This is a genomic window from Cryobacterium sp. TMT2-17-1 (assembly GCF_004402765.1).
GTDB lineage: Bacteria > Actinomycetota > Actinomycetes > Actinomycetales > Microbacteriaceae > Cryobacterium > Cryobacterium sandaracinum.
Genome location: NZ_SOGC01000051.1, coordinates 16,701 through 30,527 on the forward strand (window position 1 = coordinate 16,701; position 13,827 = coordinate 30,527).

The following is a 13,827-nucleotide window of genomic DNA, read 5'->3' on the forward strand; positions in this document are numbered from 1 at the left end:
GTTCCCCAGACGCCATGGGCTACTTTCTCGCACCATCCACCCGGGTTGCCCTGTCGCGCCTGGTGACCCTCGACACGGCCCCGGGCTCGGCGCCGCTCGAGCGGTTGCGGGCCGTCCGTTCCCTGCTCTTCGAGCTCGACGCCGACCCAGCCACCCTGGTAGGTGTGCGCGACGCCCTCAGCGGGGGAGCGGACTGGGACGAGATCGCCGACGCCGCCGGTTTGAAACCGGCCGCCGCGAAGTGGCGCTGGAGCGGCACCGATTCGGAGATCGCCGCACGGCAGGCGGCCGGACGCAAGCGATCCGCACGTCCCAGCGCCGTGCCCACCGATCTGCCTGGGCTGTCCGTGTCCGAGGCAGCTGCGCAGCTGGGGGTCACCGCCCAGGCGATCTACCTGAAGCTGAGCCGCGGCAAGCTCGCCGGCCGAACCGTCGAACTCCCCGACGGGCGAAGCTACAAACGGGTCTTTCTCAACGAAGACCCGGATGCCCGCCTTGACCGCGCCGAATCGGCAGCAGACAATGACCCCACCGCTTCCCCCCGATGCACTTTGACGACGGAGCCCTCACCATGACTGATTTCTCCTCGACCAGCACGCCCACCCGGTCGATGCCCCTGTCCGATCAGACCGAGACGCTCAAGCCCATTGAAGAGCCCCAGACGACCGAGGCCCAGCCCGCGCCCAGGCGCGTAGCGCACCTCACGACCACGTCCGGCCAGCGCACCGCGCTGGTCGTCCTGGTTGGAATCATAGCCCTTGCCGTGGCCTTCATCGTGATGCTTTTGGTGGGGGTGTCGAGCGAGAGCATTAACGCCCTCGCCGTATTCGCCACGCCCATTGCCTCGATGGTGGCCGCCTATTACGGCATCACCCTGAGCATCCAGCAGGTGCGCAGCGAACGCGCCGAGAAGGAAAAGGCTATCGCCCGAGCGGATGCCACCGACGCCGCCAGCCGCGAGACCGAGGTCTGGGCCGCCCAGATGGAATCCGGCCTGCGCGTCGCGATGGCCCAGCTCGGCGCCGCGCGTATCGGCACCGAGGCGGTCGAGAAGGCTGCAGGCACCCCCGACGGCTTCTTCTGACCGGGGTTCGATCACTCGAAGCCTCCCAGTTTCGGCTAGCCGGCCTCCTTCTCGGCGGTGCCGTTCCGCACGCGCACGATGGTCCCCCAGCAGGCGACGGTCGTCAGCATGAGCGCTCCCAGCGCTCCTAACGCGAGCGGCGAGAGGGCGAAGGCGAGGGGCAGCGCCAGCAGCAGTAGTGCGATTCCCGTGACATGGGAGATCAGCACCTCCCGGGCCACGACGAATCGGAACAACGCCAGCCCCAGCAGGTACAGCAGAGGCCCGCCGGTGATGGCGACGGCCGTCGAAAAAATGACCGGGTCATCCGGATGCGCCAGGATCTCCTTGACGCCGACCGAGCTCAGAACAATGCCGGCGATGAGCATCGCATGTACATAGGTATACGCGAGCCGGGCGAGCCGGCCGGGGTCGGCGGCATCGGCGAGGGCTTTGCTGCCCGCGTACTCGCTGTGGTCGAAGTACAGCCACCACATGGCCGCTCCACTCACGAAGGCCAGTAGCAGGCCGAGCACACCCGGCACCGACACGTCCTGATCGACGAAGGCGAAGCCCGTCACCAGAAATGATTCGCCGAGTGCGATGATGACGAACAGGGCGCTGCGCTCCGCGATGTGCGGACCGGAGAGCTCGCCGTCGCCGGGAGTGGCCCGGCCGAGGCCCGGCACCGGGAAACCGAGCTTCGCGGAAACGAACTCGATCCCGAGTGCGGTGGCCCAGAGCAGCAACCGGTAGTCGGCCGGGAGCAGGCCGCCGAGAATCCAGAAGAGCCCGGCCACGGCGAGCCAGAGGAAGATCCGCACGAAGGCGCGGAAGAGGGCGCGATCGTGGAGCGCGAGGGCGAGCGCCATGAAGGCCGTTCGGCCCAGCTGCAGGGTGACGTAGGCCACGGCGAAGAGGAATCCCCGGTCGCCGAATGATTCGTAGATCGAGACGCTCACCACCAGCCCGACCAGGGAGAGGCCGATCACGACCCCGCGCACAGGCAGGCGGGCCGGATCGAGCAGGTTGGTCACCCAGGTGGTGTGCACCCAGATCCACCACAGGGCGAGCACCAGGATGACGGACTCGGCGGCTCCCTGCCAGGACTGGTTCTCGTAGAGGTGGCGCGACAGCTGGGTCAACGCGAACACAAAGATCAGGTCGAAGAACAGCTCGATGTAGGTGACCCGATCCGCCAGGTCGGGCCGATCCGGGCGCATCAGATTGAGCCGGAGGCCAAAACGGCCGGCGGGGCGGCGACCGGTGCCGGGAGCGGAGGGGACGGTGCTGGGCGTTGCGTTCACGCACCCAGTCTGCCTCAGTTCGGCAGATGTGGGGGAGGCGGTATGGCGGCCTCCCGTGTTGCCCTGATGGGACTTTCTATGACATTCTTTTACAAAACGAACGGTCAGTTAGTAAACACGGCGATCAAAGGTGATGAAGCCATGCCCGAAGCATTCCTAGTTGATGGTGTTCGAACTCCTATCGGTCGATACGGCGGGGTGCTGGCCGGCATCCGCCCCGACGACCTGGCCGCCATCGTGCTTGCCTCGGTCGTGTCCCGGTCCGGGCTGGATCCCACCCTCCTTGACGAGGTCGTCCTCGGCGCCGCCAACCAGGCCGGCGAGGACAACCGCAACGTCGCCCGCATGGCCGTGCTCCTGGCCGGTCTCCCCGACAGCGTGCCGGGGATCACGGTCAACCGGCTCTGCGCATCCGGCCTGTCCGCCGTGCACCTGGCCGCCAACATGATCAAGGCCGGCGAAGCAGACCTCGTGATCGCCGGCGGCGTCGAATCGATGACCCGCGCACCCTGGGTTCTCGCCAAGCCGGAGAAGGCGTTCGCCAAGCCGGGCGAGATCGTCGACACCTCGATCGGCTGGCGCTTCACGAACCCGCGCCTGCAAGCGCGCGACAAGGCCACCTTCTCCATGTCGGAGACGGCGGAGGAGGTCGCCGCCCTCGACGGCATCAGCCGGGCGGATGCCGACACGTTCGCCCTCCGCTCGCACCGGCTGGCACTCGAGGCGCAACGTGACGGCATCTTCACGCCCGAGATCGTGGGTGTTCCCACCCGCGCCGGACTGATCGAGATCGACGAGGGCCCCCGAGCCGACACCACGCTCGAACGCCTCGCCGGGCTGCGCTCGGTCGTGCGGACGGGCGGCATCGTCACGGCCGGCAACGCCAGCTCCCTGAACGACGGGGCCTCCGCCATTGTTGTGGCGAGCGAGGCGGCCATCGAGCGTCTGGGGCTGACGCCCCGCGCCCGGGTGGTAGGCGGAGCCAGCGCCGGCGTCGCCCCGGAGACCATGGGCCTCGGCCCGGTCCCCGCCACCCAGAAGCTGCTGCACCGCCTGGGACTGACCATCGGTGACGTTGACGCCGTCGAACTCAATGAGGCGTTCGCGACCCAGTCTCTGGCCTGCATCCGCCGGCTCGGCCTCGACCCGGAAATCGTCAACCGGCACGGCGGCGCCATCGCCCTCGGGCACCCGCTCGGGTCGTCCGGGTCCCGTATCCTGATCACCCTGTTGGGGCGCATGGAGCGCGAGGGTGCCCAACGCGGCGTGGCCACCATGTGCGTGGGCGTCGGGCAAGGTTCCTCCCTGCTGGTGGAGCGCGTCTAGATGTCGCGCGAGTTCACGACGCTGCTGGTCGACGAGCGGCCCGACCGGGTGCATGTGCAGCTCGACCGACCGGCCGTGCGCAACGCCATCGACCAGACCATGATCGACGAGTTGCACCTGGTCTGCGCCGACCTCGAGCAGGAACCCCGCATCCTGATCCTGTCTGGCACGAACGGCGTCTTCGCCTCCGGGGCCGATATCGCCCAGTTGCGGGAACGCCGGGCCGAAGACGCCCTGAACGGTATCAACTCGACCCTGTTCGGCCGGATCGCCCGCCTGCCGATGCCCGTGATCGCCGCCATCGACGGCTGGGCGCTCGGCGGCGGGGCCGAGCTGGCCTACGCCGCCGACTTCCGGATCGCCTCCACGACCGCCCGGCTCGGCAATCCGGAGACGGCCCTCGGCATCATCCCGGCGGCCGGAGCGCTGTGGCGGCTGGCCGCGCTGGTCGGCGAACCCGTGGCCAAGGAGATCATCCTGGCCGGGCGCATCCTGAACGCTTCCGAGGCGCTGGCGGTGCACCTGGTCACCGAGGTGCACGAGTCGGACGTCCTGCTCGAGGCAGCGCACGCGCTGGCCGACCGGATCGCCAAGCAGGACCCGTTGGCCACCCAGCTGGCCAAGGAGGTCTTCCATGTTCCCGCCGCGGAGCATCCGGTGGCCGACAACGAGGCCCAGGCGCGCCTGTTCGAGTCCGACCAGAAATTCATCCGAATGACCGCATTCCTGGAGAGGAAGAAGCGATGACGCTCAGCACCGTGTCCGCAAAGGCCCAAGCCGCTCAGTCCGTGCCAGTGCCGCTCCAGGTCGGCGTGCTCGGCGGAGGCCGCATGGGCGCCGGCATTGCGCACGCGTTCCTGATGGCCGGGGCCCGTGTCACCGTCGTGGAGCAGGGAGACGACGCGGCTGCCGCCGCCCGCGACCGGGTCCTGACCGCCATCGACAAATCCCTCAGCCGCGGTAGCGTGACCGCGAGCCGCGCCGAGCTCGGCGACCGGCTGACCGTGACAACGGATGCCGCCGCGTTCGCCGGCTCCGGCCTCGTCGTCGAGGCCGTTCCCGAGATCGTGGCGCTGAAGACGCAGGCGCTCCGCTTGGTGGAGGCGCACCTCGCCCCCACCGCCTGGCTGGCGTCCAACACCTCCTCGCTGTCGATCACCGATCTGGCCGAGACGCTGGACCGCCCGGACCGGTTCATTGGACTGCACTTCTTCAACCCGGTGCCGGTCTCGACCCTGATCGAGGTCGTCACGGGGGAGCGCACCGACCCGGAGCTCGCCCGGCTCGCCCAGGACTGGGTGTCCTCGCTCGGGAAGACGCCGATCCTGGTGCGGGACTCGCCCGGCTTCGCCAGCTCCCGCCTCGGCGTCGCGATTGCGCTCGAGGCGATCCGCATGGTCGAGGAGGGCGTGGCCAGCCCCGAGGCCATCGACACGGCCATGGTTCTTGGCTACAAGCATCCGGTCGGGCCTCTCCGCACGACCGACATCGTCGGCCTCGACGTTCGCCTCGGCATCGCCGAACACCTGCACGAAACCCTCGGCGACCGGTTCGCCCCGCCGCAACTGCTACGCGACCTTGTCGCACGCGGTGACCTCGGACGCAAAAGCGGCCGCGGCTTCTTCGATTGGAAGGACGCATGATGACACTTCTCAGCAACGGCACCAGCACTGACACCGGCCCCGACACGAGCTCTGACACGGTCGTTCCCAGCTACGTTCTCGACTCCTGGTGGACCCCGGACACCGACGTGGTCGCCCAGCGTGTCCTCGACGCGAGCACCGGGGCCGAGGTCGCCCGGGTCAGCAGCGACGGGCTCGACCTGGCCGCCGTGGTCGAACACGCCCGCACGGTCGGCCAGGCCTCGCTCGGGGAACTGACCTTCCACCAGCGTGCCATCCTGCTCAAGAAGCTGGGACAGTACCTGGGCGGGGTCAAGGAGGAGCTCTACGCGCTCTCCGCCCGCACCGGCGCCACCCGCTACGACTCGATGGTCGACATCGACGGCGGCATTGGAGTGCTGTTCACGCTGTCCTCCAAGGGCCGGCGCGAGATGCCCAACAGTCAGGTTTACATCGACGGCGACGTCGAGGCGCTCTCCCGCGACGGCTCCTTCAGCGGTCAGCACATCTACACCCGCATCCCCGGAGTCGCCTGCCAGATCAACGCCTTCAACTTCCCGGTCTGGGGCATGCTTGAGAAGCTGGCCCCGGCGTTCATCGCCGGCGTGCCGACGATCGTCAAGCCCGCGACGCCCACCGGGTACCTGACCGAGGCGGTCGTGCGTCACATCCTGGCGTCCGGCATCCTGCCCCTGGGCGCCCTGCAGCTGATCTCCGGCAGCGCCAGGGACCTGATCGACCACCTCGACTACCGCGATCTGGTGGCGTTCACCGGGTCGGCCGGCACCGCCCGCACCCTCAAGTCCCACCCGAACGTGGTCGAGGGCGGCGTGCGCTTCACGAGCGAGACCGATTCGCTCAACGCCGCGATCCTGGGCCCGGACGCCGCAGCCGGCACGGCCGAGTTCGACGCCTACGTCGCCTCCGTAGTGACCGAGATGACCAGCAAGGCCGGTCAGAAGTGCACCAGCATCCGCCGGCTGATCGTGCCGGCGGGCCGCCGCGACCAGGTCGTCGCGGCCGTCTCCGAACGGATGGCCCGCCGCGTCACCCTCGGTGACCCGCGCGCCGAGGGGGTCACCATGGGGCCCCTCGCCAGCACAGGGCAGCGCGACGAGGTGCTCGCCAGCGTCGCCCGCCTGATCGACGGCGGCGGACGCATCGTGATGGGCTCGGCGGACGCCCCGACCGGAACCGACCCGGGCGGCGCCTTCGTCGCCCCCATCCTGCTGGCCTTCCACGACCCGGAGAGCCCGGCCGTGCACGAGATCGAAGCCTTCGGCCCGGTGGCCTCCATCATCGAGTACACCGACCTGGACCACGCCATCGCGCTGGCCGCGCGCGGCGGCGGCTCACTGGTGACGACCGTGGCCACTCACCACCCCGATATCGCGCGTACGCTCGTGCTCGGGATCGCAGCGCACCACGGCCGGGTGCTGATGCTTGACCGGGTCGATGCGCGCAGCAGCACGGGCCACGGATCGCCCGTTCCGCACCTCGTGCACGGCGGACCCGGGCGGGCCGGCGGCAGTGAGGAGCTCGGCGGCGTCCGTTCGGTGCTGCACCACATGCAGCGCACGGCTATCCAGGGCTCGCCCGACATGCTGACCGCCATCACGGGGGAGTGGCACGCCGGTGCCGCGGTGCGAACGGGCATCCACCCGTTCCGAAAGTCCCTGGCCGAGTTGCGGGTGGGCGACCAGACCCAGGGCGGACCGCGCGTGGTCACTCTGGCCGACATCACGGCATTCGCCGAGGCCACCGGCGACAAGTTCTACGCGCACACGGACCCCGAGGCGGCGGCGGCGAACCCGTTCTTCCCCGGGATCGTCGCGCACGGCTACCTGCTGGTGTCCTGGGCGGCCGGGTTGTTCGTGGATGCGGCCCCCGGGCCGGTGCTCGCGAACTCCGGGCTGGAGAAGCTGCGGTTCGTCACCCCGGTGTCGCCCGGCGACAGCATCCGGGTCACCCTGACGGCCAAGCGGATCACCCCGCGCGAGACCGAAGAGTACGGCGAGGTCTGCTGGGACGCCGTGCTGCACAACCAGAACGATGAGGTCGTCGCCACCTACGACGTTCTCACCCTGGTCGCCAAGGAGTAACCCCCGGGCACCAGCTGAGAGCGCCACAGGCGGAGCGCCAGGTCGGGTGTCGAACGAATTCGACGGAGATTTTAAGGAATAAGCCGGTTTCCGGGCTGTTTTGGGCCGTTTCGCGCAAAATCTCCGTCGAACTCGTTCACGCTGCCGGCGGGGCGCGCGTACGGTGCGCGGCCGCTGTCGACGGCACAAGCGCGATCGGGCAGGCCTTCGATGCCGCACCGGACTGCACTTCCCTGACTCGGTAGGTCTGCGGGTGAGCAGAGCATGACACCATGACTACGTGACTTCCGGGACAGATCCAGCGTTGGTGCCTGAACTTCTGGTGCGGGATCTTGAAGCCAGCATCGAGTTCTGGTGCGACTTGTGCGGATTCACGATTCGCTACGACCGCCCCGATGACGGCTTCGCTTACATCATGCGGGGATCCGCGCACGTGATGCTGGAACGGGCGGGAGCCGGCAGGAACTGGATCACGGGTCCCCTTGAGGTGCCGCAGGGTCGCGGCGTGAACTTTCAGGTGGCCGTGCCCGACGTCGATCCGATCCTGTCGGCCTTGCGAGCGGCCGGCGTTTCACTGTTCATGGCGCCCGAGACGAAGTGGTATCGCGTCGACGACGAGGAAGCCGGTGTGCGCCAGTTCCTGGTCACCGATCCGGACGGCTACCTGATTCGGTTCCAAAGCCCACTCGGCCGCCGGCCGGTAGTCCGGTAGTCCGACAGGCCGGTAGTTCGACGGATGTGCGCCCGGCGGCCGCCTCGGCGGACATCGGCAGATTCGCCAGTCGCCATTCCAACATCCCCTCGTTTAATCGCGTTGCGCGTCGGCCGCTCCGGCGCAGCACGGCCATGGCCTCGTAGGCAAGCACGCAGTACTTGCCGCGGCAGTAGGCGACAACCTCGCGGTCCGTCGGCAGTTCACTGAGCCGATCGCTGAGTTCCTCGAGGGGGATGGAGAGGGCGCCGGGAATGTGCGCAGCGTTATATTCCTGCCGTGGCCGCACATCCAGCACGGTGATAGTCCCGGCCGTCGCGCGTGCGAGAAGCTCTTCCCTGGTGATTTCCTCGTGCGTATCGTCGCCCGCCGCTTCGGAGTCATCGAGACCCAGATAGGCGATCCGGATGGATTCGACGTCTGCGAGATGGGTCTGCGCGACGCTGCGCACCAGGCTGTAGAGCCGGGCGACGTCATCCCCGGCGAGTCGGTAGTGAATCCGGGTGCCCTCCCGGCGAGTGCTGACCAGACCCGCATGTTTGAGGGTTTGCAGGTGGGCGGATGCGCTTGTCAGACCCAGGCCGGCCGCGTTCGCCAACGATTCCACCGTGCGTTCGCCCTGGGCGAGCAGGTCGACCAGCTCAAGGCGCTTGCCGCTGCCCAGCGCCTTGCCGACGCGGGCAAACTGCTCGAACAGCGCCGATTTCTTTTCTCGATCGCCCATCTTTTTCCTCTCGGTTCCCTTCACACTAGTATCATCTAATAATCAATGGTTTTCTGGAATAAGATTCGGGCCCGTGCAGCGGCTCCCTCGCTGGAGAACGGACTATGAGTCAGACCCCGAACGCCGCAGATCAACCCAAAGGCGTGCGCCGCGGCATCGTCCTGGGCCTCCGGCAGAACTTCCCCCAGCTCCTGTTGCTCGTCGCGGTCAACGCGCTGGTCGGCGGCACGCTCGGCCAGGAACGCACTGTGCTGCCGCTGCTGGCGGACGAGGTCTTTCAGCTCGACCGCTATACGGGCGCACTGACCTTCATCCTCGCCTTCGGCTTCGCCAAGGCCGGCATCAACTATTTCGCCGGCACCTTCTCAGACCGCTACGGCCGAAAGCCGGTGCTGGTCGCAGGCTGGCTGATCGCCATCCCCGTTCCGATCCTGCTCATCCTGGGCCCGACCTGGGGCTGGATCGTCGCCGCCAACGTGATCCTCGGGATCAGCCAGGGACTGACCTGATCGACCACCGTGGTCATGAAAATGGGCCTCGTCGGCCCGAGCCGCCGCGGCCTGGCCATGGGCTTCAACGAGGCGGCCGGGTACCTCGGAGTCGCCGCGACGGCACCGGCCACCGGCTACATCGCGGGCGAATACGGGCTTCGTCCTGGCCCGTTCCTGCTCGGCGCGGTCTTCATCGCTCTGGGCCTCGGTCTGTCGGTCATCTTCGTGCGCGAAACCCATCAGCACGCCAAAGTCGAGGCCGTCAACCACCTGTCTGTTCACGCCCACGCCGGCTCCCTCAGCAATCGGGAGGTGTTCACCCTCACCAGTTTCCGGGACCGGTCGCTGTCTTCGATCAGCCAGGCCGGGATGGTCAACAACCTCAACGACGGCCTCGCCTGGGGGCTCTTCCCCATTCTGTTCGCCGCCGCCGGACTCAGTATCGAATGCATCGGCATCCTGGCCGCCGTCTACCCGGCGGTTTGGGGAGCCGGGCAGCTCATCACCGGAGGGCTCTCCGATCGGATCGGCCGCAAAGGTCTGGCTGACCGCAGCCATCCTGCTCGGCGCCGGCGCCGGCGCCGGCACCGCCATGGTCTACCCGACGCTGCTCGCCGCGATCGGCGACGTCGCCCACCCCGAGTGGAGGGCCCGCTCGGTGGGTGCGTGCCGGCTGTGGCGTGACGGAGGCTTCGCCGTTGGCGCGTTACTGTCCGGGCTGCTCGCCGACGCCTTCGGTATTCCTACGGCGGTCGCCGTGGTCGCGGCGCTGACCGCGGCATCCGGACTCGTCGTGGCCTTGCGCATGCGCGGAGACGACCATCTCCGTACCCGCAGCCGATGAGCCGTGCCCTTCGCTCCTGCGCACGCACCAACGGTGAACCCACGATGAGGCTTGCGGTCTCCTGAGTGCCGAATTGCTCGTTCGTTGACCACAAGAATGTCGATTCCGTCAACGTACTGGCCGATGAACGGTCGTTTTCTGGTCGGTGGAACGAGGATGGTCTACCGCCGGGTTATGTCAGCGGCAGGAAAAAAGGTGGGCAGAAAATTCTCTGCCCACCTTTTGACCTGAGGTGTCTTATTTGGCGGTGACCGTGATGAGAGGGCTTCCGACCTCCACGTGGCCAGACGCTGCCTGGTCGACCGATCCGAACTTCTTGGGGTTCGTCACGAGCACCGGGGTGACCAGCGAGTAGCCGGCATCCTCGATCACCTTGCGGTCGAAGGTCACCAGCGGGGTGCCTGCTTCAACGCGGTCGCCCGCGGCCACCTTGACCTCGAAGCCCTTGCCGCCAAGGTTCACGGTGTCGATACCCACGTGAATGAGCATTTCAACACCGCTGTCGAGTCGCAGCCCGAAGGCGTGACCGGTCGCCTGAGCGACGAGAACCTTGCCTGCTCCAGGGGCGTACACGGTGTCCTCGGTCGGATCGATTCCCACGCCTAGACCGACGATTCCCTTGCTGAACACAGGGTCCGGCACGTCCGTCAGTGGAACGACGATACCGGCGATGGGCGAACCAATCGTGGCCAGGACCGTGGCGGTGGCGGTGGCGGTTGCGGTTGCGGTGGCGGTTCCGGCGCCTGTTCCTGAGCCTGACGCACCGGCAACAACCGGGGTTGCGATGTCAGAGTCGGTTGCAGCATCGTCGCTCGCTACGGTTTCCGCAGCCAGAGCCTCGGCGAATTCCGCCTTCTGCTCCGGCGTCTTATAGCCGGAGAGGATCACGAGGATCATCGCGGTGAAGAACGACGCGGTAATGGCGCCCGCGTACAGGGGAATGTTGTCGAACGCGGGGATCGTCAACAGCGAGGTGAAGACGAATGCGCTGGTCTTCACGCCGCCGCCGAGGCCGAGGATGACGCCGCCGACGAGGCAGCCCACGAGCATCCGTGGGTAGATGCGCTTGAACCGAAGGTGGATGCCATAGAGCGAGGGTTCAGAAATACCACCTAGCAGGCCGGCCGCGAGCGCGCCCGTTGCGGTCTGCTTCATCTGACGGTCCTTTTCGCGGATGGACAGGAACAGCACGCCGGCAGTTGCACCGAAGCACGCGAAGTTCCACGCACCCATGGGGCCCTGGATGAAGTCATAGCCGAGGGACTGGATGTTGAGCAGCATGATTGCGTTCAGCGGCCAGTGCAGGCCGAGCGGAACCATGAACGGGTAGGCCAGCGGGATGACGACAGCGAAGATGAACGGCGAGAAGTCGTTGATCGACTTGAGGAAGTTACCGAGTGCGGCGCCGCCGTACACGCCCATGGGGCCGATCAGGAAGGCGGTCAGCGGGATCATGATGAGCATGCAGAGGAACGGCACGAAGATCAGCTGAACGCTGGACGGAATGATCTTCTTCAGATACTTGGTCAGCAACCCGAGAACGACCGCCATGATCAGCGGCGGGAACACCTGCGAGCTGTAGTCGGTGACGGTCAGAGGCAGTCCGAAGATCTGCACGACTGCAGCTTTGCCGCCGAAGACGGTCTCTGCTCCGTCGGTGAGTCCCAGCGCGTTGAAGCCGGGGAGCATGACGACGGCCATGATGCCGAAGCCGACCCAGGGGTCAGCGCCGAGCCGCTTGGAGGCGTTGTAGGCGACCATCAGCGGAAGGAAGACGAAAACGCCCTGCCACATCAGGTTGATGAACGCCCAGGACGGGTCGAGGGTGACGCCTGGTGCGTTCCACGACGGGATGACCCCGAGGGTTGCCATCAGAGCCATGAACGTGATGAACAGGGATGCGCCGAGCAGCGCACCCAGGATCGGGCGGAAGGAGTCGGACAGGATCTCGAAGAACGTGTCCAGCCCGGAGAACTTTCCGCGCGGGCCCTTCGCGCGTTCCGCGGCCTTCACATTGGCGATGGTATCGCCGGTGCCGTGGTCGCCCGCATGCTTCTTCATTGCGGGAAGCGCCATAATGTCGTTGTATACGGTATCTACGGCTCCGCCGACGACGATCTGGTAGCGATCGCCGGCCTGCGGAACAGCGCCGAGAACCAGAGGCAACGCTTCGACGGCCGCTTGGTCAATCCCCGATGCATCCTTCAGCGTGAAACGTAGCCGGGTGGCACAGTGGGTGAGGCCGACGATGTTTTCGGCCCCTCCGATACTTTCAATAATGTCTGCAGCGGGTTTCGATGCCACCTTGGACTCCTTCTGGTGTTGATGCGGAACTCAATGATTCCGCTTGTTACGGCTCAGCGCGAACCACGCTGGCTGGCTGAAGACCGTAATGGTCTCCACGCATCGTTAGCAACGATAACGGTTTTTTGGACACACTTAAGCATAAGGACAACGCCGGCCGTGCGCGGAAGGAATTATGCCGTCGCGAGTCAGCGATGAGTCGGTACCATCGCGGGATGGGGAATCACGAAACACATCCGCCGTCGCGAGCAGTCTTGTCCACACCAATTGAAGACCTGTGGCCACCTTTCGGGCTGAAAATCACTTGCGGCCCCGTTACGTTGTCTCCCGTTCGCGACGCTGACCTACCCGAACTCGATGCGCTCGCTGCGGCAGGCATCCACGCGCCGACGGAGATGCCGTTCTTCTTCCCGTGGACCGTAGGTTCCCCGGGCGAGATCCGGTTGCGACTCATGCAATACCACTGGGCACAACGAGCCGAGATGTCGCCGGCAGCCTGGTCGCTCGAGACCACGGTTCGCTTCGACGGTGAGATCGTCGGTTGCCAGAGCATCTCAACCAGGGACTACCTCGTCACGAGAACGGGGGAGACGGGCTCCTGGCTCGGCATGAAGCACCACGGCCGCGGGATCGGTACGCTCATGCGTCAGGCTCTCTGCGCATTCATGTTCGATCACCTGGACGCCGCCGAGGTCACCTCAGCGGCATTCGTTGACAATCCCGCGTCCCTCGCGGTGTCGAGAAAGGTCGGTTACCGGGAGAACGGAATCGGTCGCCTGAAGAGGCGCGACGGCGAGATGGTCTTGAACCAGAAGCTGGTTCTGACTGCCGACACCCTGAACCGCGCCGAGCCCGAACTGAAAGTCGAGGGCGCACTGCAGCTCCGGGACTTCCTTGGCCTGAATGGTCGCGATCAATGATCAGGGCTTCTTCCTCCACATTGTGGGTGTGATCGGGTTATCCACAGACCGTTTCTTGGTGGGCGGATGCCGCGGGTAATGTCGGTGGGTGCCCGTAGCGTGTGTGTCATGAAGCCCTCATTTATTGAAGAGCAAGAGGCTCTCGGGGAGCATTTCGAGGCGATCGCGGAGGCCGAACTGGCCATCGCCGTGGCGTTCGCTCGGCGGGCGGAGTTGGTCGAGGCGGGCCGCCGCTTCGGGCAGGCCCGGGCGAACGCGGCGGCGCGGCTGCCGGGGTCCCGGTGGGACGCGGCCGAGGTCGCTGAGCGGGAGTTCGTCAGCGAACTGGCCTGCACGATCCGGGTGCCGCGCCGCACGGCTGAGAACCTGATCGCGGAGAGCCGCGCCTTGGCCGGCGAGCTCCCGGCCACCC

At 66.8% G+C, this 13,827-nt stretch carries 11 protein-coding genes and 2 pseudogenes; 10 read left to right on the forward strand and 3 right to left on the reverse strand.

Annotation, left to right across the window (positions count from 1 at the left end; translation table 11 throughout):
• Nucleotides 1-14 precede the first annotated feature (14 nt).
• Complete coding sequence (locus tag E3O47_RS15440; RefSeq protein WP_134421218.1) at nucleotides 15-575, forward strand: hypothetical protein; 561 nt, start codon at nucleotides 15-17, stop codon at nucleotides 573-575.
• A complete protein-coding gene (locus E3O47_RS15445) occupies nucleotides 572-1,084 on the forward strand; it encodes a hypothetical protein (protein WP_134421220.1) in 513 nt (170 codons plus the stop codon). The genes E3O47_RS15440 and E3O47_RS15445 overlap by 4 nt, the downstream gene beginning before the upstream one ends.
• Before the next feature lie 35 nt (nucleotides 1,085-1,119).
• Here the strand turns inward: E3O47_RS15445 and E3O47_RS15450 are convergent, their stop codons facing one another.
• On the reverse strand, nucleotides 1,120-2,370 hold the full coding sequence (locus E3O47_RS15450) for a low temperature requirement protein A (protein WP_134343148.1): 1,251 nt from the start codon (nucleotides 2,368-2,370) through the stop codon (nucleotides 1,120-1,122).
• A gap of 141 nt (nucleotides 2,371-2,511) precedes the next feature.
• Between E3O47_RS15450 and E3O47_RS15455 the strand changes: the two genes are divergently transcribed.
• The 5 genes from E3O47_RS15455 (at nucleotide 2,512) to E3O47_RS15475 (ending at nucleotide 8,132) form a co-directional block, all read left to right on the forward strand.
• A complete protein-coding gene (locus tag E3O47_RS15455) occupies nucleotides 2,512-3,696 on the forward strand; it encodes an acetyl-CoA C-acyltransferase (RefSeq protein WP_104103477.1) in 1,185 nt (394 codons plus the stop codon).
• On the forward strand, nucleotides 3,697-4,443 hold the full coding sequence (locus E3O47_RS15460) for an enoyl-CoA hydratase/isomerase family protein (protein ID WP_134421221.1): 747 nt from the start codon (nucleotides 3,697-3,699) through the stop codon (nucleotides 4,441-4,443).
• On the forward strand, nucleotides 4,440-5,339 hold the full coding sequence (locus E3O47_RS15465) for a 3-hydroxyacyl-CoA dehydrogenase family protein (RefSeq protein WP_134343150.1): 900 nt from the start codon (nucleotides 4,440-4,442) through the stop codon (nucleotides 5,337-5,339). Before E3O47_RS15460 ends, E3O47_RS15465 begins: the two co-directional genes overlap by 4 nt.
• The gene (gene paaZ / locus E3O47_RS15470) at nucleotides 5,339-7,420 is read left to right on the forward strand and encodes a phenylacetic acid degradation bifunctional protein PaaZ (protein ID WP_134400966.1); all 2,082 of its coding nucleotides are present in this window, start codon (nucleotides 5,339-5,341) and stop codon (nucleotides 7,418-7,420) included. The genes E3O47_RS15465 and paaZ overlap by 1 nt, the downstream gene beginning before the upstream one ends.
• Before the next feature lie 307 nt (nucleotides 7,421-7,727).
• On the forward strand, nucleotides 7,728-8,132 hold the full coding sequence (locus tag E3O47_RS15475) for a VOC family protein (protein WP_198411424.1): 405 nt from the start codon (nucleotides 7,728-7,730) through the stop codon (nucleotides 8,130-8,132).
• Here E3O47_RS15475 and E3O47_RS15480 read toward each other — a convergent pair.
• Nucleotides 8,065-8,880: a metalloregulator ArsR/SmtB family transcription factor gene (locus E3O47_RS15480; protein ID WP_241986232.1), complete on the reverse strand. Its 816-nt coding sequence runs from the start codon at nucleotides 8,878-8,880 to the stop codon at nucleotides 8,065-8,067. The two genes, E3O47_RS15475 and E3O47_RS15480, sit on opposite strands and share 68 nt — an antisense overlap.
• Nucleotides 8,881-8,960: 80 nt before the next feature.
• On the opposite strand from E3O47_RS15480, the pseudogene E3O47_RS15485 reads away from it, so the two are divergent.
• Nucleotides 8,961-10,191, forward strand: a pseudogene (locus tag E3O47_RS15485) (MFS transporter).
• A gap of 237 nt (nucleotides 10,192-10,428) precedes the next feature.
• On the opposite strand, the gene E3O47_RS15490 reads toward E3O47_RS15485, so the two are convergent.
• Nucleotides 10,429-12,495 (reverse strand): glucose PTS transporter subunit IIA, encoded by a 2,067-nt coding sequence (locus tag E3O47_RS15490; protein WP_134415435.1) that lies wholly within the window; start codon nucleotides 12,493-12,495, stop codon nucleotides 10,429-10,431.
• Between the two features lie 215 nt (nucleotides 12,496-12,710).
• Here E3O47_RS15490 and E3O47_RS15495 point away from each other — a divergent pair, with 215 nt between their 5' ends.
• Together E3O47_RS15495 and E3O47_RS15500 are read left to right on the forward strand one after the other, a co-directional pair.
• Nucleotides 12,711-13,415, forward strand: coding sequence for a GNAT family N-acetyltransferase (locus E3O47_RS15495; protein WP_104103586.1), 705 nt, complete (start codon nucleotides 12,711-12,713; stop codon nucleotides 13,413-13,415).
• 108 nt (nucleotides 13,416-13,523) lie between these two features.
• A pseudogene (locus E3O47_RS15500) lies at nucleotides 13,524-13,827 on the forward strand (HNH endonuclease); the annotation flags it as partial.